The sequence below is a fragment of the Parabacteroides merdae ATCC 43184 genome (assembly GCF_025151215.1).
Taxonomy (GTDB): Bacteria; Bacteroidota; Bacteroidia; order Bacteroidales; family Tannerellaceae; genus Parabacteroides; species Parabacteroides merdae.
Genome location: NZ_CP102286.1, coordinates 1,199,916 through 1,226,605 on the forward strand (window position 1 = coordinate 1,199,916; position 26,690 = coordinate 1,226,605).

At 43.7% G+C, this 26,690-nt stretch carries 24 protein-coding genes and 5 pseudogenes; 9 read left to right on the forward strand and 20 right to left on the reverse strand.

From position 1 onward, the window contains the following. The first annotated feature begins 2 nt into the window (after nt 1–2). The 7 genes and pseudogenes from NQ542_RS04845 to NQ542_RS04875 all read left to right on the forward strand — a co-directional run bounded on the left by NQ542_RS04845 (nt 3) and on the right by NQ542_RS04875 (nt 8,830). On the forward strand, nt 3–950 hold the full coding sequence (locus NQ542_RS04845; RefSeq protein ID WP_039850246.1) for a hypothetical protein: 948 nt from the start codon (nt 3–5) through the stop codon (nt 948–950). Between the two features lie 12 nt (nt 951–962). Further along, nucleotides 963–3,167, forward strand: coding sequence for a Kelch repeat-containing protein (locus NQ542_RS04850; protein WP_005648993.1), 2,205 nt, complete (start codon nt 963–965; stop codon nt 3,165–3,167). Between the two features lie 2 nt (nt 3,168–3,169). Beyond that, the gene (locus tag NQ542_RS04855) at nt 3,170–4,057 is read left to right on the forward strand and encodes a serine O-acetyltransferase (RefSeq protein ID WP_005641925.1); all 888 of its coding nucleotides are present in this window, start codon (nt 3,170–3,172) and stop codon (nt 4,055–4,057) included. A 223-nt stretch (nt 4,058–4,280) separates the two neighbouring features. Beyond that, complete coding sequence (locus NQ542_RS04860) at nt 4,281–4,679, forward strand: (2Fe-2S) ferredoxin domain-containing protein (RefSeq protein WP_005641927.1); 399 nt, start codon at nt 4,281–4,283, stop codon at nt 4,677–4,679. Between the two features lie 32 nt (nt 4,680–4,711). Continuing rightward, nucleotides 4,712–6,505: pseudogene (locus NQ542_RS04865) on the forward strand (NADH-ubiquinone oxidoreductase-F iron-sulfur binding region domain-containing protein). A 33-nt stretch (nt 6,506–6,538) separates the two neighbouring features. Further along, nucleotides 6,539–8,329, forward strand: coding sequence for an NADH-dependent [FeFe] hydrogenase, group A6 (locus NQ542_RS04870; RefSeq protein WP_005648987.1), 1,791 nt, complete (start codon nt 6,539–6,541; stop codon nt 8,327–8,329). A gap of 12 nt (nt 8,330–8,341) precedes the next feature. Continuing rightward, nucleotides 8,342–8,830, forward strand: coding sequence for an NADH-quinone oxidoreductase subunit NuoE family protein (locus tag NQ542_RS04875; protein ID WP_005648986.1), 489 nt, complete (start codon nt 8,342–8,344; stop codon nt 8,828–8,830). 98 nt (nt 8,831–8,928) lie between these two features. Here NQ542_RS04875 and aldA read toward each other — a convergent pair whose 3' ends face one another. The 6 genes and pseudogenes from aldA to NQ542_RS04905 all read right to left on the reverse strand — a co-directional run bounded on the left by aldA (nt 8,929) and on the right by NQ542_RS04905 (nt 13,189). After that, on the reverse strand, nt 8,929–10,365 hold the full coding sequence (gene aldA / locus NQ542_RS04880; RefSeq protein ID WP_005641934.1) for an aldehyde dehydrogenase: 1,437 nt from the start codon (nt 10,363–10,365) through the stop codon (nt 8,929–8,931). A gap of 1,173 nt (nt 10,366–11,538) precedes the next feature. Next, nucleotides 11,539–11,850 (reverse strand): helix-turn-helix domain-containing protein, encoded by a 312-nt coding sequence (locus NQ542_RS04885; RefSeq protein WP_004295270.1) that lies wholly within the window; start codon nt 11,848–11,850, stop codon nt 11,539–11,541. Between the two features lie 8 nt (nt 11,851–11,858). Next, complete coding sequence (locus NQ542_RS04890; protein WP_005650024.1) at nt 11,859–12,323, reverse strand: IS5 family transposase; 465 nt, start codon at nt 12,321–12,323, stop codon at nt 11,859–11,861. Then, complete coding sequence (locus tag NQ542_RS04895; protein WP_226769917.1) at nt 12,277–12,564, reverse strand: helix-turn-helix domain-containing protein; 288 nt, start codon at nt 12,562–12,564, stop codon at nt 12,277–12,279. Before NQ542_RS04895 ends, NQ542_RS04890 begins: the two co-directional genes overlap by 47 nt. Beyond that, nucleotides 12,500–12,754 (reverse strand): type III secretion system chaperone family protein, encoded by a 255-nt coding sequence (locus NQ542_RS04900; protein ID WP_005650026.1) that lies wholly within the window; start codon nt 12,752–12,754, stop codon nt 12,500–12,502. The genes NQ542_RS04895 and NQ542_RS04900 overlap by 65 nt, the downstream gene beginning before the upstream one ends. Before the next feature lie 118 nt (nt 12,755–12,872). After that, nucleotides 12,873–13,189: pseudogene (locus NQ542_RS04905) on the reverse strand (helix-turn-helix domain-containing protein). Nucleotides 13,190–13,262: 73 nt separating this feature from the next. Between NQ542_RS04905 and NQ542_RS04910 the strand changes: the two are divergent. Both NQ542_RS04910 and NQ542_RS04915 read left to right on the forward strand, forming a co-directional pair. Further along, nucleotides 13,263–13,439 (forward strand): annotated as a pseudogene (locus NQ542_RS04910) (Ppx/GppA family phosphatase); the annotation flags it as partial. A gap of 128 nt (nt 13,440–13,567) precedes the next feature. Next, nucleotides 13,568–13,696 (forward strand): annotated as a pseudogene (locus NQ542_RS04915) (transposase); the annotation flags it as partial. 210 nt (nt 13,697–13,906) lie between these two features. Here NQ542_RS04915 and NQ542_RS04920 read toward each other — a convergent pair. The 14 genes and pseudogenes from NQ542_RS04920 to NQ542_RS17835 all read right to left on the reverse strand — a co-directional run bounded on the left by NQ542_RS04920 (nt 13,907) and on the right by NQ542_RS17835 (nt 26,197). Continuing rightward, on the reverse strand, nt 13,907–14,443 hold the full coding sequence (locus NQ542_RS04920) for a methylglyoxal synthase (RefSeq protein ID WP_004295275.1): 537 nt from the start codon (nt 14,441–14,443) through the stop codon (nt 13,907–13,909). Nucleotides 14,444–14,497: 54 nt separating this feature from the next. Then, nucleotides 14,498–15,307 (reverse strand): arginase family protein, encoded by an 810-nt coding sequence (locus NQ542_RS04925; RefSeq protein WP_004295276.1) that lies wholly within the window; start codon nt 15,305–15,307, stop codon nt 14,498–14,500. Nucleotides 15,308–15,323: 16 nt separating this feature from the next. Next, complete coding sequence (gene glgP, locus NQ542_RS04930) at nt 15,324–17,882, reverse strand: alpha-glucan family phosphorylase (protein WP_004295277.1); 2,559 nt, start codon at nt 17,880–17,882, stop codon at nt 15,324–15,326. A 21-nt stretch (nt 17,883–17,903) separates the two neighbouring features. Continuing rightward, a complete protein-coding gene (locus tag NQ542_RS04935) occupies nt 17,904–20,150 on the reverse strand; it encodes a cation:proton antiporter domain-containing protein (RefSeq protein WP_004295278.1) in 2,247 nt (748 codons plus the stop codon). A gap of 13 nt (nt 20,151–20,163) precedes the next feature. After that, nucleotides 20,164–21,147: a 6-phosphofructokinase gene (gene pfkA / locus NQ542_RS04940; RefSeq protein ID WP_004295279.1), complete on the reverse strand. Its 984-nt coding sequence runs from the start codon at nt 21,145–21,147 to the stop codon at nt 20,164–20,166. A 25-nt stretch (nt 21,148–21,172) separates the two neighbouring features. Continuing rightward, a pseudogene (locus tag NQ542_RS17930) lies at nt 21,173–21,247 on the reverse strand (RNA polymerase sigma factor); the annotation flags it as partial. Then, nucleotides 21,213–21,668, reverse strand: a complete 456-nt coding sequence (locus NQ542_RS04945; protein WP_005641942.1) for an RNA polymerase sigma factor — start codon at nt 21,666–21,668, stop codon at nt 21,213–21,215. The pseudogene NQ542_RS17930 and the gene NQ542_RS04945, both read right to left, overlap by 35 nt. 85 nt (nt 21,669–21,753) lie before the next feature. Next, on the reverse strand, nt 21,754–22,182 hold the full coding sequence (locus NQ542_RS04950; protein WP_004295281.1) for an Hsp20/alpha crystallin family protein: 429 nt from the start codon (nt 22,180–22,182) through the stop codon (nt 21,754–21,756). A gap of 67 nt (nt 22,183–22,249) precedes the next feature. Continuing rightward, nucleotides 22,250–22,999 (reverse strand): 2,3-diphosphoglycerate-dependent phosphoglycerate mutase, encoded by a 750-nt coding sequence (gene gpmA, locus NQ542_RS04955; protein ID WP_004295282.1) that lies wholly within the window; start codon nt 22,997–22,999, stop codon nt 22,250–22,252. A gap of 13 nt (nt 23,000–23,012) precedes the next feature. Further along, entirely contained in the window at nt 23,013–24,062 is a 1,050-nt protein-coding gene (locus NQ542_RS04960) for a class I fructose-bisphosphate aldolase (protein ID WP_004295283.1), read from the reverse strand. Nucleotides 24,063–24,090: 28 nt separating this feature from the next. Beyond that, nucleotides 24,091–24,573, reverse strand: coding sequence for a ferritin (locus NQ542_RS04965; RefSeq protein ID WP_004295284.1), 483 nt, complete (start codon nt 24,571–24,573; stop codon nt 24,091–24,093). A gap of 50 nt (nt 24,574–24,623) precedes the next feature. Beyond that, a complete protein-coding gene (locus tag NQ542_RS04970; protein WP_039850248.1) occupies nt 24,624–25,271 on the reverse strand; it encodes a MarC family protein in 648 nt (215 codons plus the stop codon). 102 nt (nt 25,272–25,373) lie between these two features. Then, nucleotides 25,374–25,826 carry a ferritin-like domain-containing protein gene (locus NQ542_RS04975; RefSeq protein ID WP_005641945.1) on the reverse strand — a complete coding sequence of 151 codons (453 nt, stop codon included), beginning with the start codon at nt 25,824–25,826 and terminating at the stop codon, nt 25,374–25,376. A gap of 161 nt (nt 25,827–25,987) precedes the next feature. Then, a complete protein-coding gene (locus NQ542_RS17835; protein WP_004295287.1) occupies nt 25,988–26,197 on the reverse strand; it encodes a hypothetical protein in 210 nt (69 codons plus the stop codon). Nucleotides 26,198–26,690 lie beyond the last annotated feature (493 nt).

Here is a 26,690-nt window from a genome sequence, read left to right on the forward strand (position 1 = left end):
TTATGAAAAGACTTTGGATTTTAACTCTTTTTGTTGCGTTGCCGATGTGTTTGCTGGCTCAACAAAAAACAGAATATAACAGAAAAGGTGACGAGGCGATGAAACGCTTGGACTATAGCGATGCAAGGATGTGGTATGAAGAAGGTGTCGTGCAATGTGATCCTTACAGTATCGAGCAGCTCACATCGATTTGGTTAGCCAACCAGAGAATGCGTCCATCAATGCACAGTCTGATGAACAAGTGTCGGGCTTGTCTGGGACTGATGGCCAATAATGAGGATACAACAGCCATTTCGCAGCTGATAATCTATTATACCGAGGGGATAGGAACTTCCAAAAACGAAACTTTGGCCCAATCCTGGCAAGATCGTCTGGAAACACTTCGCAAACCGGTAGAGCCCGTTTTCTATCCTTCTGCCAACCCAATAAAGCCAGATACCCCCAAAGAACCGATGAAGTTCTTTATTGGTTATGCCTACTCCATAGAAGCACCTTATGGCTTGACAGTGGGAGGGGTGAAATCTCGTTTGGGTTGGTTCCTGCGTTTTAAGACCAATCTAGGTTTTAAGGAGTACGACGGGGAATGCCGGGGAACAGATGAGTTTGTCGGTCCTACTCCCGATAATCCGTTTTATTTCACGAATAAGAAAAAGGTGAATAACTATGCCGGTACAGCTGGTTTGGTTGTAAAATGTACATCCTGGTTATATACGTCCGTAGGTTTAGGATATGGCAGTCGGGAATTATTATGCGAATATATCACAATCGATAATTCGGATTATAGAATAGAAAAATCCTATTGGGTGAAGAATTTGGATTATTCTTATAGCGGGTTAGCTGCCGATCTGGATGTAATGGTTAAGTTCGGTCCTGTGTTTGTAAGTGCAGGGTGCAATACGTTGAATTTTAAATATGTTGATTTGAATGCCGGTGTCGGTCTGTTTTTCTAATAAGAATTATTTATGAAACACATATACTCAATCTTTTTATCAGCTGTTTCACTTTTATGGATGCTTTCCGGATGTGTGGAAGATCCGGATATGGATACGCGTTTGCAGAAAGCAAAGGCTCCGGAGGTTTCCGAGACTTCAATGGAAGGAGAAGCATATGCTTCTTCGATCACTTTAAAGGCTCAAATAATGAAAGAGAACGGTTTGCCAGTAAAAGAATGTGGGGTTTGTTGGAGTACCCAAACAGGAACGGAGCCGCTTGAGAACATGCGTAACAAGCGATATACAAAAGCTGATAAAATAGAAAACCACAATTTTACAGCTACCATATCCAATTTGGAAGATAGTACAAAATATTATGTATATGCTTATGCTATTAATGATATAGATACTGCATTTTCAAAAACAGAAGGAGCGTATACGACAATAAATGGTATTGGAGAAGTTGCGACTTTGGATGTGGATAGTGCCACAGTAAAAGCAACTTCCACTTGGGTAAAAGGGAAAGTTAAGAATCGGGGAGTCGGCATTGAGAAATTAGGTTTCTACTATAAGAAAAAGAAACAAACCGGAGATATCGAACCTTCGGATCAAGATTCCGTTATCACATACGAAGGGAGTGACTTGGCAACTGTCGATACTTTCTCCTGCCAGATTACGAATCTGGAGCCGGAAACTTGGTATTATGTCCGTGCTTTTGCCAAAAATCAGTTTGGCGAGTTTGCTTTTAATGTGGACTCTTTTAGGACTACAGATGGCAAACCTTTTGTCGGTAAGTTGAGTCTGATAAAAGACAGTACGACTTTCACCACAGCCGATCTGTCTGCTTTCTTGATCAACGAGGGAGATGCACCTGTCAGTGCCTATGGTTTCTGCTGGAGTGTAGAAGAAGAGCCAACGATAGAAGCCGATACAATCACTTGTACGAATCTTGCGGATAATGGCAAATTTACAGGAAGGATCCGGGGCTTGGAATCGGCCAAAAAATATTATGCAAGGGCCTATGCCATAAATGACTTCGGTACGGTATATAGTGAAGAAGAAATTACGATTTCGACAAAAAGCGAGAAGCCGAATATTATAACATTCCCCATCACCCTTGATTCGATCAAAAGTGATGGAACAGTTCACATTGGCGGGGAGTTGCAGAATGGCGGAAACAGTGCTGCTACAGAGTGGGGAATTTGTTGGTCTTCAAGCAATAAGGAGCCGAGTATCAAGGATAATCATGTTGCTGTAGAAGACTCGATTTTCACATATGCTTTATCGGCATTGAAAGGGGCTACAAATTATTATGTAAGAGCTTACGCTGTAAATGAACATAGCCTTGTCGGGTATGGCCAGACACAAACATTCAAGACACCTGACATCTTTACGGAAAAGAGCATATACATAGGTGAAGACCGTCAATATTCGGCAAGCTTTGTGCTAAACGGACAAGCCTATATCGTTGGTGGGGATTTAGGAGATAAACGCAGTAACGAACTTTTTAGTTATAATGTGGAAACAAATGAATGGAAATCCCAACAAGGATGCAGTGTCGCCTATTCGCACATGGCTGCTACCGTCTACAATAATAGAGCCTATGTCATTGGAGGACTTGACAAACAAGTGGGAATAGAATGTCAAGTGTATACATCTGAAAATAATAGTTGGTTATTCGAATTCCCTTCGTTGCCGAAGGGACGATTTAACTCTGTCTGTTTTGTGTATCGTGATTCCTTGTACGTTTTTGGTGGTACTGACAATAGTAGCAATATGAATGAAATAGTACGTTATGATCTTTCAACTCAAAATAGTGGAGAATGGACTACAATTGCCAAAGTGAACGAAGCAAACCAAAGAGGAGGCGTCGCATTTGTTGTAGAAGATAAAGTATATGCAGGTTTAGGAGAAAAGAGTAATGGTATTCGTAACGGCTTCTACGTCTCTTCGGATAGCTTGACAAAATGGGAGCTGATTCCCTCTATACCTGCACAGCTCGGTGTTATTTCTTCTGGTGTTTATGATGAACAGAAAAAGAGCTTCTTTATGATTGACAACGACGGAAAAATTTGGGAATACAATTTGACTACAGAGCAATGGACTTCACGCTCGTTATGGATTCGTATGAAAAATTATCACATGTTCATGCTGGATGGATCGATCTATATTTTAGGGCAAGATATCTATCAAAAGAATAAATTCACTGTATACAATCCAATATGGGATAATTGAATATGAACAGAGCAACTATCTTAGAAGAAATCCGGAGAAATGTTGATTTGCTGTCAGTGACAGATCAGCCGGAATACCAATACATTCCGCTACACCAGAAACCTTCACCATCGGTGACGGCACTCAGGGAGATCATGACCTTGCTCCGCAAGGTTATTTTTCCCGGTTTCTTCGGAACGGAACAGGAGGCACAGACGGATTCCATACAATATTATACGGGTGTATATCTGGAGCAGGCCTACGACCTGTTGCAGGAACAAATCTATAATGGCTTGTGCTTTGAAGTCGAACGTTGTTGTGATTCCAAAGATCGTGCTTCTGAAATAGCCATTGCTTTTATCAATAAGGTTCCACATATCAAGTATCTTCTATCGACAGACGTGAAAGCTATCTTGGATGGTGATCCGGCAGCCAAAAGCCCCAGTGAGATTATTTTCTGTTATCCGGCAATTCATGCCATTCTTTATCAGCGCGTAGCACATGAGTTACTGAAGCTCGGTGTGCCTGTGATTCCACGTATTATAACGGAAATGGCCCATTCGGATACAGGAATAGACATTCATCCGGGAGCGCAAATCGGAGAATATTTCAGTATCGATCATGGTACGGGGGTTGTGATCGGGCAGACGGCTATAATCGGTAATCATGTCCGCCTTTATCAAGGTGTGACATTGGGTGCAAAAAGCTTTACCTTGGACGAAGAAGGATTGCCTCTGGACGTACCGCGCCATCCGATTATCGAAGATTATGTTACAATCTATTCCAATGCCTCCATTTTAGGGAGGATCACTATTGGTCACGGCTCCGTGATTGGTGGTAACATCTGGCTTACCCATAGCGTTCCACCTAATTCCAAAGTATTGCAGACTCGTGCTGTCGAAGATAAATAGCAGAGGGCGACATATTGTTTTCACTTTCATTTCAAAACCCATAGCTTTAGGCTCCATAACCCATAGCATTAGATACCCTAAAGCTATGCTTTATTAATCCCCTAACGATTTTTGCACAATAGCCTTGGGATTAAAGAGAAAAGGTAGGCTTTATTCCGGAAAAATATGTATGTTTGCAGATATACCTTGTTTGAGCGAATTATACCTTAAAATAGTGTAGACCATGAATAAAGTGAAAACATTGGATGATCTTCGGAAGATGCGTGAAACCTTGCGCTCGACCTTGGATATTAGAGAAAAAAGTAATCATCCTGAACAAATGGTACAGATCCGGATATCTATGGCAACTTGCGGGATCGCTGCCGGAGCCAAAGAGATCATGAATTATTTCATTGAAGCACTGGATCGTGAAAAAGTAGATGCATTGGTGACACAAACCGGATGCATGGGGTATTGCTATGCCGAACCGACTGTCGAGGTTACCCTGCCAGGTAAAGAACCTCTTGTTTTCGGACATGTGAAGAAAGCGAAAGTGGATGAAATCATTGATCGGTATATCCGAAATGGGGAACTGCTGGACGATATTATCCCGGTCACTTACACGGTTGTTAAACCGGAATAACAAAACTTCCTTAAACACTTAATACTTACATAATGGCACAGTACAATAGTTATATACTGGTGTGTGGCGGTACCGGCTGTCGTGCATCACAGAGTGAACTTATACTTTAAAATCTGAAAGAGGCCGTCGAACGACATAAGTTGCAGGATATTGTCCAAGTGATCCGTACCGGTTGCTTCGGTTTTTGTGAAAAAGGGCCGATAGTTAAAATGGTTCCGGACAATACGTTCTATGTTCAGGTAAAACCGACGGATGCCGAAGACATTGTCCGGGAGCATTTAGTGAAGGGACGTAAGGTAGAACGGCTTCTATATGTCAATCCCGAAACTAACGAGCAAGTACCGGATTCCAAGCATATCAATTTTTACAAGAAGCAACTCCGCATTGCTCTCAGGAATTGTGGTTTTATCAATCCCGAAAATATAGACGAATATATCGCCCGAGATGGTTATGTAGCTTTAGGTAGAGCCTTGACCGAGATGACGCCCGAATCGGTGATCAAAGAGATCATGGACAGTGGTTTGCGTGGCAGGGGAGGAGGCGGTTTCCCGACTGGCTTGAAATGGCAGATAACCCGTAAAGTGAAAGCTCCCCAGAAATATGTCGTCTGTAATGCGGATGAAGGCGATCCGGGAGCATTCATGGATCGTTCCATCCTGGAAGGTGACCCGCATTCCATCGTTGAAGCGATGGCGATCAACGGATATTGTACGGGAGCCACGAAAGGGCTGGTTTATATCCGGGCCGAATATCCATTGGCCGTAGAGAGGTTGAAGATTGCAATCCGGCAAGCCAAAGAATATGGTCTACTGGGTGAAAACATCTTCGGGACGGATTTCTCTTTCGATATCGAGATACGCTATGGGGCAGGAGCATTCGTTTGTGGTGAAGAAACGGCGTTGATTCATAGTATGGAAGGGCTTCGCGGAGAAGCGACTGTTAAACCGCCTTTCCCAAGCGAACAGGGTTACAAAGGTTGCCCGACCAATGTGAATAATGTGGAAACATATGCCAACGTGCCGGTTATCCTGTTGAAGGGAGCTGAATGGTTCAGTAGTATAGGTACGGAGAAAAGTAAGGGGACGAAAGTCTTTGCCCTTGCGGGAAAAGTAAACAACGTCGGGCTGATAGAGGTTCCGATGGGGACGACGTTACGCGAAGTGATCTTCGGTATAGGAGGAGGCATCAAAGATGGAAAGAAATTTAAGGCTGTGCAGACAGGTGGTCCTTCAGGTGGCTGCCTGACTGAGAAGCATCTGGATTTGCCGATCGACTATGACAATCTTTTGGCTGCCGGTTCGATGATGGGGTCGGGGGGGATGATTGTGATGGACGAAGACGATTGTATGGTCGCTATGGCCAAATTCTATCTGGATTTCACGGTCGAGGAGTCATGTGGCAAATGTGCTCCTTGCCGGATTGGCAACAAACGGTTGCACGAGATGCTGCAAAAGATTACGTCCGGCAACGGAACGATCGAGGATCTGGAACGGCTTCGTAACTTGGCTGGTGTGATCAAAGACACTGCCTTGTGCGGTTTGGGACAGACATCGCCCAATCCAGTTTTGTCTACGATGGATAACTTCTATGATGAATATCTGGCTCACGTGAAGGAAAAACGTTGTCCGTCTCATCAATGTCGCGAACTGACGCAATATTTTATCAATCCAGAGAAATGCAAGGGATGTACGCTTTGTGCCCGGATGTGTCCGGTGAATGCGATCACGGGAGACAAGAAAGTTCCGCATGTGATTGATCCGCAGACTTGTATCCGGTGCGGTTCATGTATAGAGAGATGTAAGTTCGGTGCTATTTATGTGCACTAAAGTAGTGAAGAATGGACAATGACAATTAAATGTATGGAAACAGTAAAGCTTATTATAGATAGAAAACCAGTGGAAGTCCCCAAAGGAACCACGATCCTGGATGCTGCAAAAGGAATGGGTATCCGCATTCCGACTCTTTGCTATATGAAGTTGGAAGATTTGCACTATGAAAATAATCCGGGTGCTTGCCGTATCTGCGTAGTTGAAATAGAAGGTCGCCGTAATTTGGCTCCTTCCTGTAAAACGGAGTGTATGGAAGGGATGGTTGTGCAAACACACAGCCCACGCGTGATGAATGCCCGGAAAACCGTAATGGAACTGATCCTGTCCAACCATCCGGCAGAATGTCTGACTTGCAGTAGCAATGGACATTGTGAACTACAAGCAATTGCTCACGACCTGGGGATACGTGAGATTCGCTATAAAGGCGAGATGTCCACATTCCAGATAGACCGTTCACCGTCTATCGTGCGCAACATGAACAAGTGCATCATGTGCCGCCGTTGCGAGACCATGTGTAATAATATCCAGACCGTTGGGGCTTTGACTGCTGTCAATCGAGGCTTTAATGCAGCCGTCTCTACGGCTTTCGAACGGGATATTGCCGGTAGTACGTGTTCCTATTGCGGCCAATGCGTATCGGTCTGCCCGGTAAACGCGTTGAGCGGACGGAATACACAACAGCCGGTGTTGGATGCGCTGGCCGATCCGGACAAAATCGTGATAGCCCAGACAGCTCCGGCTGTCCGTACGGCTTTGGGACGCGATTTCGGATATGAACCGGGGACATTGGTAACGGGTAAAATGGTTTCCGCCCTCCGCAGGTTGGGCTTCGATTATGTTTTCGATACGGATTTTGCCGCCGACCTGACTATTATGGAAGAAGGGACAGAACTGTTGCAGCGGATCGGGAAATACTTGAAAGGCGATCAGGAAGTAAAAATGCCGTTGATGACGAGTTGCTGTCCGGGGTGGGTCAGTTTCGTCGAACAGCATTTCCCGGAATTATTAGACAACCTGTCGACAGCTAAGAGCCCACAGCAGATGTTCGGTGCAATTGCCAAAAGTTATTTTGCCGAAAAATTGGGAGTAGACCGAAAGCGGATCGTTGTCGTGTCGATCATGCCCTGCCTGGCAAAGAAATATGAAGCCAGTCGTCCGGAATTTGCGGTCGATGGCAATCCGGATGTCGATATTTCGATCTATACGCGCGAATTGGCCCGCCTGATCCGCTATGCAAACATAAACTTCGCGGAACTGCCAGATAGCGATTTCGATCGTCCGTTAGGCGAATCGACAGGAGCCGGAGTTATCTTCGGAACAACCGGTGGCGTGATAGAAGCTGCTTGCCGTACGGCGTACGAGCTATATACGAAAAAAACTCTTCCTAAAATTGATTTTGAAGAACTCCGCGGGCTGGAAGGCATTCGCAGTGCAACAATAGACTTCGATGGGACACCGATAAAAATAGGAATTGCACATGGTTTGGGCAATGCCCGTAGATTGGTTGAAGAAGTCAAAAACGGCATGTCGCCCTATCATGCCATCGAAGTTATGGCATGTCCGGGCGGTTGTATCGGTGGTGGCGGCCAACCGTTCCACAGGGGCAGGATGGAGGTGCTGCGCAAACGTGCGGCGGCTCTCTATCAGGAGGATCGCAGCAAGACGCTTCGCAAGAGCCATGAGAATCCTTATATTCAAGCTCTTTATGCTGACTATCTGGGAGAACCGTGTGGACCGCGTGCCCACAAGCTGTTGCATACGCACTACTTCGACCGCAAGGAAGCCATTAACATGTTTACGCAAGAAAATCAGGAGGGATAAACGATGGATAAGATGAAGATACATTTGATTCAGATGAAGATCGATGAATTGTTGGCCGTCTGTGATGAACATAATAACGATCCGGGAGAACTGATCAACATATTGCATGCCGCCCAAGGCATATTCGGTTATCTGCCTCGCGAAGTGCAAGAGATCATCGCCGGCCGGTTGTATATTCCGGTTTCCAAAGTATATGGAGTTGTGACGTTCTATTCGTTCTTTACCATGACTCCGAAGGGGAAATATCCTATTTCCGTCTGTCTGGGAACGGCCTGTTATGTACGTGGAGCCGAGAAAGTCTTGGAAGAGTTCCAGCGCCAGTTGGAGATCAAAGTTGGAGAGACTACATCCGACGGCCTGTTTTCATTGGACTGTCTACGTTGTGTGGGGGCTTGCGGACTGGCTCCGGTCGTCACGATTGCCGGAAAAGTTTATGGACGTCTGACACCAGAGAAAGTGCGGGATATCCTTTCCGAATACTACCTGTTGGAGCAAGTATAAGCGACTCGTCTGTTGTGCCAATGCTGTGGCACAACAGACGAGTCGCATTGGCACAATTGTGTCGTAACGATGGCACGGCCATATAATAAAGGCGATCTTTATTCTTTGGTTTCTATATAAACGACATGCGTCTGTAAATATTCTTCAAGACCGTGTTTCCCATCTGCACCACCGATTCCAGACTTACGCCATCCGGCATGGAAACCTTGCATAGCTTCAAAGTTCTCACGATTGATATATGTTTCGCCAAATTTCAGCGAGCGCATGATCTTGAATGCATAGTCCAGATTTTGGGTATAGACGGAAGATGTCAGTCCGTACTCACAGTCATTTGCCCATGCAATCGCATCATCGATATCCGTATATTCGACAATGGGCAGGATAGGGCCGAAGGTCTCTTCCCGTATGATATCCATTTCTTGTGTGGCGCAATCCAGCACTGTAGGTTCGAAGAAATACCCTTTTGTTCCGATCCGATGACCGCCACATAGAAGTTTGGCTCCCTGCCGAACCGCCTTTTCAACTTTTTGCTCCATGGCAGCCAAAGCATTTGCTTCGATCAGTGGTCCCATATCCAAGTCTGCGATCTCGTTCGGATTGCCGACTTTCACCTGCTTCATACCGGCCACAAGCTTTTCCATAAAGATATCTTTGATCTTTTTATCTACATAAACCCGCTCCGCACAATTACATACCTGTCCGGTATTGATAACGCGTGAAGCGATGATCGACTTCACCGCCAAGTCTATATCTGCGTCTTCCATCACGATTGCAGGAGCTTTTCCTCCTAATTCCAAAGATACTTTTGTTATATTAGGAGCTGCTGCTGCCATTGTCTGTTGTCCGGCACTTACACTTCCCGTAAGGCTGACCATGCCAACTTTCGGATTTGCTGCCAACTCATGACCTATCACCGAGCCACGTCCGTTCACTAAGTTGAAAACTCCGGCTGGCAAACCGACTTCTTCTACAATTTGTGCAAAAACGTATGCATTTTCAGGTGTCAGCTGACTCGGTTTTACCACGATCGTATTACCGGTAATCAAAGCCGGGGCTGCTTTGCGTGCAACCAAGAAAAATGGAAAGTTCCAAGGAAGAATACCGGTTGTTACACCAATTGCTTTCTTGAACAGGAATATGCTTTCACGCGGACGGTCGCTGGGGATGATTTCACCTTCATACCGGCGGGCCCATCCAGCCATATAATCGATATAATCTGCCGTAAAAAGAACTTCCACATTAGCCAGGCCTTGCGTCTTTCCACCTTCACGAACAATTATATCAGTCAGTTCCTTTTCTCTTTTGCGGATACCGGCTGCAATTTTGGTCAGATAAGCGGCCCTTTCTATAGAAGGTGTCCTTTCCCATTGACCCTGAGCTTTTTCTGCTGCATCGATCGCTCTTTTAGCATCTTCGACCGTACCGTCCGGCATTAATGATATAACTTCTTCAGTAGAAGGATTTAATACCTTAATCCATTTTCCAGATTCATGTTCTATGAATCTGCCATCAATAAACATTTTCAATTCCTTCATGGTAATATCTTTTTAGGTTGAATTTTGATTTTAAAAGTACAAGAAAGAAAAAATGATCATGTTTAAAAAATGATATTACTTATTACAGAAATGATATATTTCTGTAATACAGGATTATAATGTATGGCTAAGCTGATCGGAAGATAGTTTTTTTCATTATTTCTGAACCAAACTGAATTATGTGCTGTTATATGATAAAATGAATTAGGAATTATATCCAAAGAAATTCCTAAGACGATTAAGTTAGTAGTATTTGTTTTTTCATATAAGTAGAGTTTGTTATTTGTTTGGTCCGTATGTAACTGTGAAGTTGGATACGGGCTTTTTTTGTGTTTCTTAATATGTTTACTTTAAATTCTTATCAATTTGATGGATTAATTTGAAAGACAAACGCTTATGGAAGTTCTGAAAAGTCTAAGGTAACGATTTGGAGATTGTGCTAATTTCAGTACTTTACAGTCTCATACTTATGAACAACTTTTATAGGACAAAGATACTATTTTTTTTGAATAAGAGAATAATTTCACAGGAAAAATAGAAATTTTATGGGGAAGTGTTCTGATAGCATGTCGTTGTAGATTGTAGGGAGGGGATGTAAAACGGCAGGCACATAGAATTTCCGATATTCAGAAAGCCGTATTCCCAAAATAGAGATTATTTTTGAAAGAATCACATAATCCGCTAAGAATAAAAGTTTATGCGGATCATCAAAAAACGAGGTAACGAGTTGGCAACCGTTCTGGTTTCTACATACTTGCATCAATTGCGTTGATGTGCAACTCACTTTATGTAAAGGTACGATTTTTTACGGAACATGCAAAACACCTTTGATTTTTCTTTTTTAGCAACCGTCAAAAACAATCTTTCGGTTTCATATCCCGGTCACAAAGGCGGTACAGTCTCTTTATGAAAAGTAAACAAAGGTCAGGCAGGATTGAAACAGACTGTTACGAGAACAGTCAGAAAAGGATTGCATACAGGAATTACAGTCTGATACCGGGCAGGGGACGACTTTGTGCCAAAGTCCAAAAAGAGGTTCTTTTTCCAGACGGCAAACTCCCTCACCTCTAAAAAACAGTCTGTGGCTGGCGCACGCAAACGTCCAGCCTTTATGCGGACAGTCTTAATGCCCGCAGCCTGTACAAGTGCGTAAAAAACAGGTAAATGGAATCTTCATCCGCTTCCCCGCGCCTTGCCGACACTCCTATATTCCCGTTCCAACACCTGCTCGATCTCGCTCCTCTTGTACAAGACCTTGCCACCAAGTACATAGTAAGGCAGCGTGCCGTTGCTCCGATACTCGCCCAATGTCCTGCGGCTGACTTTCAGCATACACGCCACCTCACTGTCGCACAGGTACACGTCTTCTTTTGGCGGAACCGCGCCATCTCCGAAAATGCCGTCAATCATCGCCGACAGCCGGTCGATACGCTCGTGGATGGACTGCATCCACGCATCGTCTTTCGTTTTCAATTCATTAAACATTATATAGATTAATTTGTTATATGACTCATTTTGTGACTGATTCTGAAGTTGTGTAATCCACAAGCAATAAGAATCACCATATCTTCGAAACCGAATTTATGGCATCTGAATCGTTCTTTGACAATACGGCATTTTTTCATACCACCTATGGCATGCTCCACTTTAATCCTAACTCCGGAAATCCGCTTGTTCTCTTGTTTTTCAACACAAGTAAGCTCTTTCCCTTTAGGTTTCTTTTTGGGCATGCATATTTCAACTCCATCCGGTTTGTGTCCGATGAAACCTGTATCCTGCCAGAGCCTAATACCTTTGGGAAGTAGAAGAGGTTCTTCATCACAAATCTTTTTGTCATGGACATGACCTTTGTATGTGGAGCTCAACCATACAATCCGAAGATTGTTAGTACATAACAGGTTATTCTTTATGCTATGAGTTTTTTTTACCACTATAGCATGCAGACTGCCAGTCTTCATCCAAAGGACGCTGAATAGGTCGCTCGGTTCCGTCCAACAAGACTTCTTCGCACCCTTGAAGAATGTGTATCAGACGTTTGGAGTTACGGTCAGGCAATTCACCAAGCGTTTTCAATGTACGCCGGAGAATCTCAGAAAGAAGGTGAATCCATCTATTGGCCTGGGGCTGGGTCATCTCAAACTGAATAGCATGGAGTTCCTGAAGGGGATTGGTCTTCAGATATACCAATATGAAGAACATTTTGTCCTGAATCAGAGACAACACTGTTGTAAGATATACGTTGGCGCACTTTACCTTCCAAGGTAAAATGGCTGTAATATTCATCCCAATGGTACTTGAAAGTTATTAGCAAAGCGTCAAACTCTGCAGGAGTTAATCCTGTCGCAGCAAGCACTTGGCTATGACGGTGGCGAATCTTGTCGTAATACATCAATTGAACTTTTTAGATCACAAAGATAAATCAAAGAACGCTTTAATCAATTATTCGATATAAACTCTATTATACATACTGCTCATTTGTCTTTTGTTGATACTTCAGTTCAATTCCTTCAAATGGTGTGCCCCCTGTAGCGTGCATCCTTGCGTCTGTCCTCCACTTTCGTGACGATACGCTCCACGTCTTCCGGCAGGTAATAGGTACGGTTGCCTATCTTGGTATAGGCGAGCGTGCCGTTATCCCGCAAGGTCTGCAAGGTGCGCTTGCTGATTTTCAGCTTCAGGCAGACATCCTGGTGGTCGAGCCAGCCAGCCGTCCTCTTCACGCCTTTCAAATCCAGATGGGGATTCCCTCCACCCTATGTATGAACCGTTCGATTTTCATGGCAAATTCCTCGAACGCCTTCCTTTCAAAACATACGGTTTCCATAACAATCCGATTTTATGTTGATACTTCAAATTCATACCATCCGGAGAAACGGTCACTCGTGGTGCCGGTATAACAGCGCATGGAAGAATTTAATCTGAAAACTGACCGTGCAGATGTTATTGTTCCCGCCGCTGAGATATTTCTGATAATTGCAGGTATTGTCAAAGCTGAGTATATCCATGTTCCGGTCATTGGCTTAGCAGATGGTATTATTGACAATTTGTATGCCATATACCTGAAAACGGAATAAAAGGAATTGTGCATAGCTGTTTTAACTAGGGGATATTCAGTAAATCCTATAAAATTAGCCAACTAATTCATACTAAAAGTATTGCGAATTAGTTGGCTTTTTGTATCTTTAGGTATTTCCCCTAAAATTTTGAAGAACGATTGACAAATGCTTCAGCGGAGTCGTTCAATGCTAAAATCAAAGCTCTTCGAAGCCAGTTTAGAGGGGTGGCTGATCTGAAATTCTTCATGTTCAGACTGGCTAGGCTATACGCTTAAAGGAAAGCTTGCCAACCGGAAAAATCCGCTGCCCCTGGAAAAAGCAGCATAGCCAAAAGAAAATATAGCAGAACTGTAAAATATAAAAGAGTTTGTGCCAACGTTTTGACACAAACTTAGCAGATTACTATTCAGCTGATACCTATTCTGAAAGATGTAAACAACTTGTTTCTTAGATAGCCTTATAAATATTCTACTACTTATTACAGTTCATTTAGAAATGTTATTCTCACTTTTATTCCTCCGCTTTTTCACTTGCTCCACTGCTTCAGATATGATTCCCTTGTTTTCAAAACGCTGCGTGTAATTGGTGTAATCCGGGTGAATACGTTCGTAAGTTGGGTCAGTGAATAAGGGACTCGTAATAATGTGGTCCGCAGTCGAACGGTTACAGCAGAAAACAATATTTTCAACTCCAGCCAGTCTGGTCAATGCTTTCACATCCGTATCATGCGGCTGTAGTGTCATCGGATCTGTAAAAAAGAACAGATAGTCTATTTCTCCTTCTACGATCCGCGAACCAATTTGCTGGTCACCTCCTAAAGGACCAGATTTCAGGATTGTGATATCCCATTTGATTTCAGGATGTTTTTCTTCAAGGGCTTTTTTAATTAGTGTACCGGTTGTACCCGTACAATAGAATTTATGTCCTATCAGACGTTCCGAGTTCCAGAGAACCCACTCTATCATGTCTTTTTTCATTGCATCGTGTGCAACAAGTCCAATTCTACGAACAATTGTTTCCATAAAGCTAAATTATTTTATTTTTATATGATAATTATAATAACAAAAAAACTAATTCTATTGAAGGCCGGAGGATGACCGGATAAATCTGAGCAATTCTTTGTTTGCCTGGCTATCCATGACGGTTTCCCGTTTTTCTTCAAAAAGATTGAGTGTTGTGGAGCATTCCCCACAGATGTCAATGCCTACTACCTGTTCTTTCTGAAGAATAACAGCCAGCAGTTTCTCCAATTCCCATAAGCTGAGAGAACCTTGATCCCAGTTTGTTGCTGCCGAAGCCGGATTCAAGACATCCTTGTCTATGGAAATGTAAACCGGTCCGTTGATATGTCCGGAAGAAAAGTTCTGCCAACCCTCTTCGTGCATGAGCGTAGTTTCACTGTAAAACCGAACTTGTCTTTCATATCCTTTCGGCACAGCCTGTATCAGTTTGTCTGAAGAACCTACGATAATTACTTTCTTGCAGTTGTTGTTATGGTCCAATATATCCTTTACCCAACTTCCGCAAGAAAGTATGTTGTCAAACAACGGTGGCTGCATATCGGGATGGTGGTCGAACACAATCAGCGAAAACGGAGTTTCAAGTTTGTCTGTCCAGAATTTAGTCAAATAATGATAATTGCCTGAATCGATGAAATGGACTCCCTCCGCCGGATAATCAGCAATCATCCCCTTCAAAGCCAAAGCCCCCTCCCTGTCACAGTAGCCATCTGTACCATAAAGATGACGACAATCCAGCCATATAAATTTATTGTTCCGGGCAAACGCCTCGTAGTCATACACTCCCGTGAAGTTCATGATGATGATCGGCCATGCTATCCGTTTATCTGTTTTTTGATTTTGCCCGCTCATACGTTGTTTTTGCATATCCTTTTACTGTTCATTAAAACCATCGTACATAACAGAAATCTTGTCGGTGAGGTAACAAAGCATTCTTGGGATACATACGGAAGGCCTGCTTGAAGCTTCCAGCGTTGAAAATGCCGGATGTCGCCTTAAAGGTATATAAATTCCCATTCTTGGAAACCGGCAAAAGGGGAATAACCTCATATATGTGATCCTGACCGTCTTCACGCCTGATAATGACCGATTCTATTCCGATTGCGTCATCCAGGCCTTTCTCATCAACGACAACCGTCACCTCATATTCCTTTCCGGCTTCAACCGTGGCATTCAGCCCATTCCCTGCCTCTATGGATTTGATTTCTATGGCATCCCATCTGCTTCGGACGTTTGCTTTCCAGTCAGCCATCATTTTCGCCTTCGCAAAGTTGTCGGCTGCCAGAATGTGGAAATGCTCTGACAGTTTGTTATAGAACCTGTCATAGTAGTCGTCCAACTGTCTTTTCATGGTAAAATGGGGAGCGATTTGTGCGATTGAGTTCTTGATATACTTGACCCAGTCTTCCGAATAGTTCTTCCCCCCATGCTCGTAATACAGTGGCAGGATGTCATGCTCCAACAAATAATAGATGGCTTCGGCATCCAGCTGGTTTTGGTACTGTTCATTCTGATAAGTCCTTTTATCAGTCAGTGCCCATCCAGCATCCTTACGGTATCCTTCATACCACCAACCGTCCAGCACGGAGAAATTAAGCACACCGTTCATCAATGCCTTCTCGCCCGACGTACCCGAAGCTTCTGCCAACCGCGTAGGGGTGTTCATCCAAATATCCACCCCCGAGATAAGATGGCGTGCCAGGTCCATGTCGTAATTCTCCAAGAATATGATTTTACCTAAAAATTCCGGACGCCGGGATATTTCCACGATTTGCTTGATCAGCCCCTGCCCGGCACCGTCATTGGGATGGGCTTTGCCTGCAAAGATGAACTGTACCGGATATTTCGGATTATTCACAATCCTGGCAAGTCGGTCTATATCCGTGAACAGAAGATGAGCCCTCTTATATGTAGCAAAACGGCGTCCGAAGCCTATTAGAAGAGCATCGGGATTGAATCTCTCAAAAATGGAAACGCTCAATGCCGGATCAATCTGACTCCTGAGCCAGTCCTTGCTGCATTTGCTTTTGATATAGTCCAGCAATTTTGCTTTCTGTTTTAACCGGGTATTCCATATCTCTTCATCCGGGATGCCATAGACGGCCTCCCAGATTTTCTGATTGGACTGGTCGCAGAAAAAATTCTCATCAAAATTGTCCTTGAAAAGCTTTTTCCATTCTGCCGCACACCAGGTAGGCAGATGTACCCCGTTGGTTACATAACCCACATGGTTCTCTTCCGGGAAGTATCCCTTCCAGATCGGCGCAAACATTTGCTGGGATACCGATTTATGCAACTTGCTGACACCGTTTACCTCCTGGCAGGTCTTGCAGGCGAAGACAGACATGCAGAAACGTTCCTCCTTGTCTCCCGGATTGTGACGCCCGAGATCCATCAGGTTATCCCAGGTTATACCCAACTTGCCAGGATATCCCTTCATATATTTATTGAAAAGCCCTTCGTCAAAATAATCATGACCAGCGGGTACGGGAGTATGTACGGTATAAAGTGAGGAAGCACGTACCAGCTCCATGGCCTGCCCGAAATTCAAGCCGCCATTTATGTAATCACAAAGCCGCTGGATATTGATCAGTGCGGCATGCCCCTCATTACAGTGATATACATCTTTCGTTATACCTAAAGCTCTCAGCGTTATCATCCCGCCTATGCCAAGCAGTATTTCCTGTTTTAGCCGATTCTCCCAGTCGCCTCCATACAGATGGTGAGTGATAGGGCGGTCAAACTCGCTGTTGAGTTCATTGTCCGTATCCAGCAGATAAAGGGGAATACGCCCCACACTGGCTTTCCAGACATTGGCATGTACCACAAAACTGTCGGCATAGGGGACGTGGATTACCAGTTGTTTCCCATCCGGTTGCATTACCTTTTCAATCGGGAGCTGCCCGAAATTCTGCGCTTTATAATTGACTGTCTGCTGGCCGTCCATGGAAAGCGACTGGTCAAAATAACCGTAACGGTACAAAAGTCCTATGGCACAAAGGTCCACATTGCTGTCCGACGCCTCTTTCAGGTAATCCCCCGCCAACATTCCCAAACCGCCGGAATATATCTTAAGGACTTCATCCAAGCCGTATTCCATGCTGAAATAAGCTATTGACGGGCGCTGGTGATCCGGTTCCACATCTACGTATTTTTTGAAGGCGGAATAGACGGCATCCATTTTATAGACAAAGTTCTCATCATGTGCCAGCGCTACAAGCTTCTCATAATTTATCCGCTCCAGAAACAATACCGGATTCTGTTCCACCTCTTTCCAAAGTTCCGAATCCAAATCACAATACAGTTTCTTTGCGTCATCATTCCATGTCCACCAGAGATTATGTGCGATTTCTGCAAGTTTTCGCAGTTCTGCAGGAAGATGTGAACCTACTGTAATCTCCCTCCACTGAGGGGTATTTACATTATAACTTGAATATTCCATGACATTTTAATTAAATAAGTCCTAATCTTTATTCAGTCCTTTTATTATTTTTCGTTTACCGACAATCCATACCGTATCATTCTCCTTGAAAATTGTATCAGGGTCTGGATTCATAATATTCACGGTACTCCTCTCTATTCCGATAATGATGCTATCCGATATGTCTGCCTCCCGGATCGTCTTTCCGATCAATGGTGAACCTCCTTCGACAGGAAATTGCCCTATTTCCATCTCATCCTGCGAGGATGTTCCGTTCCCGTTCCTTTCTACCTTCTTTTGCTCCATGGATGTCCGGAAGCTTTCCAACTGTCGGTCCGTACCTACGACCGTAACCTTGTCATATGGATAGAGATGTTCTTCCCCTTGTGGTATATCTAGGCGTTTTTCTCCACGGGTGATTGAAATCACATTTATCTGAAACAAGGTGCGCAAGCTGCTTTCTTTTAATGTTCTGCCCACATATATGGAATCAGGGGATACTGTGAAATCCGCCAAATGTAATTCCTTGAACGGGATATTGCTGCCAAGGGTGGAGCCTGTATCACTTTCTGTAGAAAGTCCATTCCCGTCCGTCCCCTGAAAGTTTGCCATAAATTGTCTCTCTATAGTCAGCGACCGTTTCTTGATCCGCTTGGAAAAATAAATGACGGCAATGATAATGGAAGAGACTACCAACCCGGCTCCCAAGGCAACATTGAAAAGATGGGTAATGATACTCATCATGATAATCGTGCAGATCAGTATTTTGACAAGTACTATTGATACCAAAGGCCCTCTGTTGAACTTGTTGTCCGTCCAGAGTTTACGGAACTCGGTTGAATTGTTCCTTTTCATGATGATGGCCCATAGAAACGGGGATATGACAAGAAAGATGATGATGAAGCCCAACAAGTTCCCTTCCATTCCCGGCAGACTTTTCCTAATCAAAGGATGCACATAGGAAAAATATAAAGTGATGAAAAAAACGCATACGACCAGATAGAGTGTGACAGACACCAGCATAGACCGGATCAGTTTATGCCAAGTACCCTGGTGTTTTACAGTCATTGCCCCGGACGTATAGTGTACGAGATAATCTTTCAGGGATTCAGGCATGTGGATGTCTATAAACCGGTATGCTGGTTCCGAAAGCCGTATCATATAGGGGGTAAGAAAAGTCGTTATGACAGATACTGCCACTATGACCGGATAGAGATACTTGTCCGTAACATTCAGACTGACGCCTAAAGATGCGATGATGAATGCGAATTCACCGACCTGTGTCAGTGAAAAGCCGGACTGTATGGCAATTTTCAACGGCTGGCCGGAAAGCAAGACACCAAAGCTCCCGAACAGTACCTGACCGGACAGTACCAGCAATGTCAGGATGAGAATAGGGACGGCATATTCCCACATCATGGCAGGATCGATCATCATTCCTACCGACACGAAAAATATGGAAGCGAACAGGTCTTTTACCGGCTGTACGATATGTACGATTTTTTCCGCTTCAACGGTCTCTGCCAGCAGGGACCCCATGACAAAGGCTCCCAATGCGGCAGAAAATCCCGCTTTTGTCGCAATCATCACCATTCCCAGGCAAAGTCCCAGAGAGGTTATCAATAAAATCTCGTTGCTGGTGAAACGGCGTATCTTCTTCAGCAGGGTAGGTATCAGATAGATACCCAATGCCGACCAGAAAATCAGGAAAGCGGCCAGCTTCAATATACTTTCCAGCATCTCCTTCCCTTCAAAATGTTTGCCTACCGCCAACGTGGAAAGAACAACCATCATCACTACAGCCACCAGATCTTCGATAACAAGAATCCCCAAGACAATGCCAGTGAATTTCTGTTGGAGAAGTCCCATGTCATTGAAGGCCTTGAATACGATGGCCGTGGACGACATGGACAACATTCCACCCAGAAAAATACTGCTCATGTGGGAGAACCCCATTGCATTCCCCGCTGTATAACCTATGAACATCATGCCACATACAATAGTGACAGTGGCAACGATAGCCGTAATGCCCACATTTATCAATTTCTTGAACGAAAAGTCCAGTCCCATCGCGAACAGCAGAAAAATGACACCGATGTCCGCCCATATTTTGATATTGGCAGGATCGGAAACAGTCGGGACCAAAGAAACGGAAGGACCCGCCATAATACCGGCTACAATGTAGCCCAATATGACCGGTTGCTTCAGCCACTTGAAAATGACGGTTACAATACCGGCAATAATCAGAATTATGGCAAGATCCGATATTAAGGGAGCAACTTCTGACATATTAACGGTTATTTTAGATCGATAATTCGTTAAGGACCCGGATCAGGCTTTTGTCAATAGGCTTGTCCTTTTTGATTGCCTGGACAAAAGGAACATAAACAATCTCGTTGTTCCGTATGCCTATCATAACATTTCGCTGGCCTTCCATTAAGGCCTGGATTGCGGCTTCACCCAGCCGGCTTGCCAGTATACGGTCATTGGCACTCGGAGCACCACCCCGTTGCAGATGGCCCAGGATAGAAACCCTGACATCATACCCGGGATATTCCTTCTTTACCCGGTCGGCGTAATATATGGCACCTCCATTCTTGTTTTCAGGACTTTCGGTCACAATTACGATGCTGCTGTTTTTCGTCTTTCTGAATCCGCGCCCGATGAATGTTTCCAACTGGTCCACGTCCGTCCTGTCCTCCGGGATGATGGCCGCTTCAGCACCGGAAGCTATTGCGCTGTTTTGTGCCAGGAAGCCCGCATCACGCCCCATCACTTCGACAAAGAAGATACGGTCATGGGAGGTTGCCGTGTCCCTGATTTTATCCACGCATTCCACAATGGTGTTCAATGCCGTATCATATCCTATGGTAAAATCGGTACCATATAGGTCATTGTCAATGGTGCCGGGCAATCCTATGCACGTCACATCATACTCCTCCGCAAAGATACGGGCTCCCGTCAGGGAACCGTCTCCACCGATAATTATCAAAGCATTGATGTTCTCTTTCTGTATGACCTTATAAGCTTTCTTGCGTCCTTCGGGAGTGGTGAAAGTCTCGGAGCGAGCTGTTTTCAGTATGGTGCCTCCCCTCTGGATAATGCTACTTACATCTTCCGTCGTGAGTTCTTTCACTTCACCGGCAATCAGCCCCTCGTAACCTCTATAAATTCCTTTCACTTTAAATCCGTTAAAAATGGCGGCGCGGGTCACGGCACGGATAGCCGCGTTCATTCCTGAAGCATCCCCTCCGGAAGTCAGAATTCCAATATACTTGTTATCCATAATTTGTTTTTTATATTTTAATTAATCAGGCAAAATTAGAAAGCAACTGTTTTAGCCTTTTTCTGCTATAAAAGATACGGCTTTTTATCGTACTCAGTGACACTCCTATCTTTGCGGCTATTTCCCGATATTTGACTCCGGTACAACATAAAAACGACATAATGTGCTTTAGGCAATGTTTTAAGGGCTTCCCTTATCTCTTTTGCATCATGCCCGTTATCCACGAAAATGAAAGAGTCATCCCTTAACAGGAAATGATATTCAGGTTCTGATAATACATATAAATTCCCTCGTATTTTCTTTGTCCGGCAATTATTGATAAATGCATTGCGCATGATGGTATACATCCAGCCTTTAAAATTCGTACCGGAATCAAACTTATCCTTATTATCCAACGTCCTCAACATTGTTTCCTGCAACAAGTTTTCTGCTTCATCCTTGTCAGCAGTCAGTTTATATGCAAAACAATGCAGTTCATTCTGAAGGGCTACCAGCGCTTTATCGAAATCAAATCCTCTCATTATATTTATTTTGGAATTCAAATATCCGGGTGAAGGCATTCCCTGATAATAAGAAATGCCTTCTGTAGAGTCTCATCAAGATATCTTATTTGACATCAATAGTTTTGGTGGTTTCCTGAACCTTCTTATCTACGACTTTGGGAATATCGATAAACAGGACCCCGTGTTCCACTTTGGCCGAAATTTTATCTTTTTCCACATTATCCGGCAGCAGGATACTCTGCTGGAATCGGGAATAGGAGAATTCACGGCGCAAGTATTTTCCGTCTTTCTTCTCCTCCTTTTTCTCGTCCTTTTTTTCCATGCAGATTACCAGATTGTTGCTTTCATCCACACTTACCTTAAAATCATTCTTGGTCATTCCCGGAGCTGCCAGTTCTACCTTGTAGTCCTTTTCATTCTCAATCACATTGATGGCTGGAGCCGTAGCGTTTGCTCTTGCCATCCATTCATTGTCAAAGAAATCGTTAAAAATACTCGGTAACCAATTCTGGTTTGTTTTTACAGGTACCATTTTTACCTCCTCTTTAAAAGTTAATAATTAAAACTTAAAAAAAAGCATCTGCTTGATAGACAGATTTTTATTTTTTAGCCATCCCTTGTTTGGCCACAGCTTCTGCCCGTTTCCGTATCTCTTCCGGGTTTCCAAGGTAGTAGTCCTTGACAAGAACCAGCCTGTCGTCAAATTCAAAGACATAAGGAACTGCCGTAGGCAGGTTCAGGTTGGAAATATCCGTATCGGAAATTCCTTTGAGATGCTTGATGATTCCGCGCAGGCTGTTACCATGGGCGACTACCAGCAGGCTGTCCTTATACATCAATGCGGGAAAGATGATGCATTTCCAGTAAGGCATGACACGCCCAATAGTATCTTTCAGGGATTCCGTACGGGGAAGTTCGCTATCTGGTACACCGGCATAGCGGATATCCATGCCCGGATTACGGGGATCATCTTTGCCTACCGGAGCGGGAGCCACGTCATAGCTTCTTCGCCAGATGTGTACTTGTTCTTCACCATATTGGACCGCTGTTTCACTCTTATTCAGTCCCTGAAGCATGCCGTAATGCTTCTCGTTCAGCCGCCAGGTCTTTTCAACCGGAATCCAGTCTTTATCCAGCCGGTCCAAGACACAGTTCAACGTTTTTACGGCACGTTTCAAGTAAGAAGTGTAAGCTGCCTCAAAAGAAAATCCAGCCTCCCGTAATGCATCGCCTGCCTTGCAGGCTTCTTCAACTCCTTTCTCGCTTAAATCCACGTCCGTCCATCCAGTAAAACGGTTTTCTTTGTTCCATAGACTTTCGCCATGACGTAATAACACTATTCTTTTCATGGATACTTCTTCTTTATGCAATGGTTATTGAAGAATCCAGATATACGTCCTGAATGGTGTTCAGAAGTTGAATTCCGTCTTTCATCGGTTTCTGGAAAGCCTTACGACCGCTGATCAGCCCCATACCACCTGCACGCTTATTTACTACTGCCGTTACGACAGCATCATGCAGGTCGGATTCCCCATGGGATTCACCGCCCGAGTTAATCAATCCGACACGTCCCATATAGCCATTCGCCACCTGATAACGGCAAAGGTCTATCGGATGGTCAGTGGTCAGTTCCGAATACATACACTCGTTTGTCTTTCCGAATCCGATAGCCTTGAAACCGCCGTTATTGGATGGGAGCTTCTGCTTCACGATATCGGCTTTAATGGTAACCCCGATATGGTTGGCTTGTCCTGTCAAGTCGGCAGCGGCATGATAGTCGGTACCATCCTTTTTGAAGCTGCTGTTTCTCAAATAGCACCACAGAATAGTAGCCATTCCCAGTTCGTGGGCATATTCAAAAGCCTGTGACACTTCCACTATCTGGCGGCGGCTTTGTTCCGAACCGAAATAAATGGTAGCACCGACAGCTACGGCTCCCATGTTCCATGCCTCTTTCACCGTACCGAACATTACCTGGTCGTAGCTGTTCGGATAAGTCAGCAACTCATTATGGTTCAGCTTGACGATAAAAGGTATCTTGTGTGCATATTTGCGTGCCACGGCGCCCAACACACCGAATGTGGATGCCACGGCATTACACCCTCCTTCAATGGCCAGCTTTATGATGTTTTCGGGATCGAAATAAAGCGGATTGGGGGCGAAAGACGCTCCTGCAGAATGTTCTATGCCCTGGTCTACAGGCAGAATGGATACATAGCCCGTATTGGCCAGACGTCCATGTCCGTATAAAGCCTGCAAACTTTCCAATGTACGGATATTCCTGTCGGAATTCATCCATACCTTATCTATCATATCCGGTCCCGGAATATGGATAAGTTGTTTGTCTATCGTCTTACATGTATGGTTCAGGTAGTACTCAGCCTTTCCTCCCAATAAATCTACTATTTTCATTTTATTTATTTTTATTGATTATTCTGGTTTATGACTCCCGTTCACCCAGTTTTGCATCCATAAAAAGGATAGCACAGTCTCCGGCTTTCCTCAGATGACTAACAATATTGAGTACATTCGCTTCATCTTCTACTTGCTCACGAACAAATTGCCACAAGAAGTCCTGAGTGGCATTGTCTTTCTCTTCGGATGCTACCTGTACCAACTCATCAATCAGTTTGGAAACATGTTTTTCATGCTCCAAAGCATGCTCGAATACTTCAACAGGGTTACCCCAACCTTGTGGAACCACATCGACCTTGTCTACTTTCGGGGTTGCCTCACGCTTAATCATGTACCCGGCAATGGCATATGCATGCCCGGTCTCTTCTGCAGACTGTTTCTGCATCCAGCGAGCCATTCCGGAAAAGCCCTCTCTTTCCAGATAAAAAGACATTGATAAATACAGGTTGGCAGACCATAATTCTGCTGTGATTTGCTCATTCAGAGCATTTTGCAATTTTTCAGTCATGATGAATCAAACTTTTAATGTTAATAATAAATCCAAATTATCTCTCTTCTTTAAGAACAAGCATGGGCTTGTTTCAAGATTTCAATTAATACCGGACGTATCCCGCTGATAAAACATTCCACGGCGATCACCATTAGAATAAGTCCCATCAGTCTCATCATCACATTGTTTCCCGTCTCTCCCAAGATTTTTAAAAGCTGGGTGGACGCGCACAGAATAAAGAAGGAAAGAATGCAGACCAAAGCGATTACGCCAAGCAATACTATTTTGAAAGTATATTCCGAAGCATCTTCCATCAATGTTATTCCACTGGAAATCGCTCCCGGACCGCATAACATCGGAATGGCAAGAGGTGTGATGGTTATATCTTTGGAATATTCTTTTCGTTCAGTTTCATTCAGTTTCACATGGGTAAAATGTGCCTGCAACATATCATATCCGATTTTAAAGATGATGATACCTCCCACAATCCGGAATCCGTTTGTTGAGATGCCGAAAAAATGAAACAGAAACCTGCCCGATAATGTAAAAAGGACTAATATGATAAATGCAATGATACATGCTTTCAAGGCGATATATCTGCGTTCTTTCGTATCCATTCCATCAGTCATTTGCAGGAATACCGGCATTACTCCAAGAGGGTCCATCAAGGTGAATAGCGAAGTGAAACACAATGTTAAATATACAAATATATCCATGATGACATATAGTTTATTATCGATTATTATATCGCAAAAAACATACCAGATAGCATTCTGCAATATTAAATTTTGCATAACATCAATCTTAAATCCATACCGTCAAAAATAAGGTAGTTTCCGTTCGTTTTCCTTGGCGAGGATACGTAACAATTCCATAAATGCCGTACTTACATATATACGGTCTGCATACAGCCCGCTGATGAAAGAATGGAAGGACATGCTTACATTCCAGCATAATATGAGAAATGTGTTTACCTGACGTGATATGTACTGCTCATGTTCAAGCAATTCATTCAAGGCATTCAATGGCGTTGTCCATTCATGTGTATCCCGTTTCATTTCATTGATTACAACACATCCTCCATCATGGCATATCCGATTCATCATCTGATAAACCTTGTTCATATTGTCCTGTGCTTGGGAGTTCAGCCAGGAGCTAAGTATTGGAAGCCGTTCATCTTCAAAATAAACCTGCAATGACAGGTATAAACCGGTTGACCATATTTCTGTATTGATCAACTCATTCATGGCGTTTTCTATTCGTTTATCCATTATCACTCTGAATATTGAAAATCCATTACTAATATCATGTGTTATTCTCAGTATATAAAAATTCCATTCGATTGTGGGTAACCCATAAAACGGAATTCTTAAACGAGGCTTAAATAATAGGATAACTTATCGGCGTAGACAAATTGTCATAAAAAATAGCACTATGATGTCTTTTTGTCTTGCCTCCCTTGCAGAATATCCAATAAGACATCCAGTTCTCTTTCTATTCCTTCAATCTTATCGGAAATACAGTCCAAAGTATTATGGTGCAGACTAGCTTTACACTCCTGCAACTCTCTTGACAGAGAAAGTATCTGTAACCAAAGTTCTTCCTCTATGTGATAGGGGGAGTTACTATTATCTAGTACCATAGCAGGAGAAGGCAGAAAAGTGCTTTGGCATGTAATTTGTATGATAATGAACGGTATGTTCCGAAAGAGACAGGAATGGAAATGAAAGGATAGAATATTCCACAAAAGACAGTAACAAACAAAGGGGGAAAGTCGTTGGAGACAGTTGTCTCGCTTTTAAAACAAGTTGCTTTCATAATGTTTATTATAAGCCAACCCTGTTCCCTGGAGTTGTGTTTATATAAAGTTAAGCGTGGGAACTTTGGTATTACCGTTCAGAAGTATCCCCATACTCAACAACATATAATACACAAAGCCCCACGCCTATATATAACAAAAATCTATATAGATAGAACGTGGAGCGTCCAATGTATTATCCAATTGTTGTTTCGAAATTGGGGATTTCCTGAACTTGGATAATGCCTTAACGCTTTACTATAAATCTTCTATTTTCAAAAGACTAATACAAATGTAATAAAAGAAATGAATTCTTTGAAAGGAAATATCTCTTTTT

What these genes read in the sequence shown, in the direction of transcription:
- NQ542_RS04845 (WP_039850246.1), top strand. Translation starts at nt 3, where the DNA reads ATGAAAAGACTTTGGATTTTAACTCTTTTTGTTGCGTTGCCGATGTGT.
- NQ542_RS04850 (WP_005648993.1), top strand. Translation starts at nt 963, where the DNA reads ATGAAACACATATACTCAATCTTTTTATCAGCTGTTTCACTTTTATGG.
- NQ542_RS04855 (WP_005641925.1), top strand. Translation starts at nt 3,170, where the DNA reads ATGAACAGAGCAACTATCTTAGAAGAAATCCGGAGAAATGTTGATTTG.
- NQ542_RS04860 (WP_005641927.1), top strand. Translation starts at nt 4,281, where the DNA reads ATGAATAAAGTGAAAACATTGGATGATCTTCGGAAGATGCGTGAAACC.
- NQ542_RS04870 (WP_005648987.1), top strand. Translation starts at nt 6,539, where the DNA reads ATGGAAACAGTAAAGCTTATTATAGATAGAAAACCAGTGGAAGTCCCC.
- NQ542_RS04875 (WP_005648986.1), top strand. Translation starts at nt 8,342, where the DNA reads ATGAAGATACATTTGATTCAGATGAAGATCGATGAATTGTTGGCCGTC.
- aldA (WP_005641934.1), bottom strand. Translation starts at nt 10,365, where the DNA reads ATGAAGGAATTGAAAATGTTTATTGATGGCAGATTCATAGAACATGAA.
- NQ542_RS04885 (WP_004295270.1), bottom strand. Translation starts at nt 11,850, where the DNA reads ATGTTTAATGAATTGAAAACGAAAGACGATGCGTGGATGCAGTCCATC.
- NQ542_RS04890 (WP_005650024.1), bottom strand. Translation starts at nt 12,323, where the DNA reads ATGAAGACTGGCAGTCTGCATGCTATAGTGGTAAAAAAAACTCATAGC.
- NQ542_RS04895 (WP_226769917.1), bottom strand. Translation starts at nt 12,564, where the DNA reads ATGTTCTTCATATTGGTATATCTGAAGACCAATCCCCTTCAGGAACTC.
- NQ542_RS04900 (WP_005650026.1), bottom strand. Translation starts at nt 12,754, where the DNA reads ATGTATTACGACAAGATTCGCCACCGTCATAGCCAAGTGCTTGCTGCG.
- NQ542_RS04920 (WP_004295275.1), bottom strand. Translation starts at nt 14,443, where the DNA reads ATGGAAACAATTGTTCGTAGAATTGGACTTGTTGCACACGATGCAATG.
- NQ542_RS04925 (WP_004295276.1), bottom strand. Translation starts at nt 15,307, where the DNA reads ATGCAAAAACAACGTATGAGCGGGCAAAATCAAAAAACAGATAAACGG.
- glgP (WP_004295277.1), bottom strand. Translation starts at nt 17,882, where the DNA reads ATGGAATATTCAAGTTATAATGTAAATACCCCTCAGTGGAGGGAGATT.
- NQ542_RS04935 (WP_004295278.1), bottom strand. Translation starts at nt 20,150, where the DNA reads ATGTCAGAAGTTGCTCCCTTAATATCGGATCTTGCCATAATTCTGATT.
- pfkA (WP_004295279.1), bottom strand. Translation starts at nt 21,147, where the DNA reads ATGGATAACAAGTATATTGGAATTCTGACTTCCGGAGGGGATGCTTCA.
- NQ542_RS04945 (WP_005641942.1), bottom strand. Translation starts at nt 21,668, where the DNA reads ATGAGAGGATTTGATTTCGATAAAGCGCTGGTAGCCCTTCAGAATGAA.
- NQ542_RS04950 (WP_004295281.1), bottom strand. Translation starts at nt 22,182, where the DNA reads ATGGTACCTGTAAAAACAAACCAGAATTGGTTACCGAGTATTTTTAAC.
- gpmA (WP_004295282.1), bottom strand. Translation starts at nt 22,999, where the DNA reads ATGAAAAGAATAGTGTTATTACGTCATGGCGAAAGTCTATGGAACAAA.
- NQ542_RS04960 (WP_004295283.1), bottom strand. Translation starts at nt 24,062, where the DNA reads ATGAAAATAGTAGATTTATTGGGAGGAAAGGCTGAGTACTACCTGAAC.
- NQ542_RS04965 (WP_004295284.1), bottom strand. Translation starts at nt 24,573, where the DNA reads ATGACTGAAAAATTGCAAAATGCTCTGAATGAGCAAATCACAGCAGAA.
- NQ542_RS04970 (WP_039850248.1), bottom strand. Translation starts at nt 25,271, where the DNA reads ATGGATATATTTGTATATTTAACATTGTGTTTCACTTCGCTATTCACC.
- NQ542_RS04975 (WP_005641945.1), bottom strand. Translation starts at nt 25,826, where the DNA reads ATGGATAAACGAATAGAAAACGCCATGAATGAGTTGATCAATACAGAA.
- NQ542_RS17835 (WP_004295287.1), bottom strand. Translation starts at nt 26,197, where the DNA reads ATGGTACTAGATAATAGTAACTCCCCCTATCACATAGAGGAAGAACTT.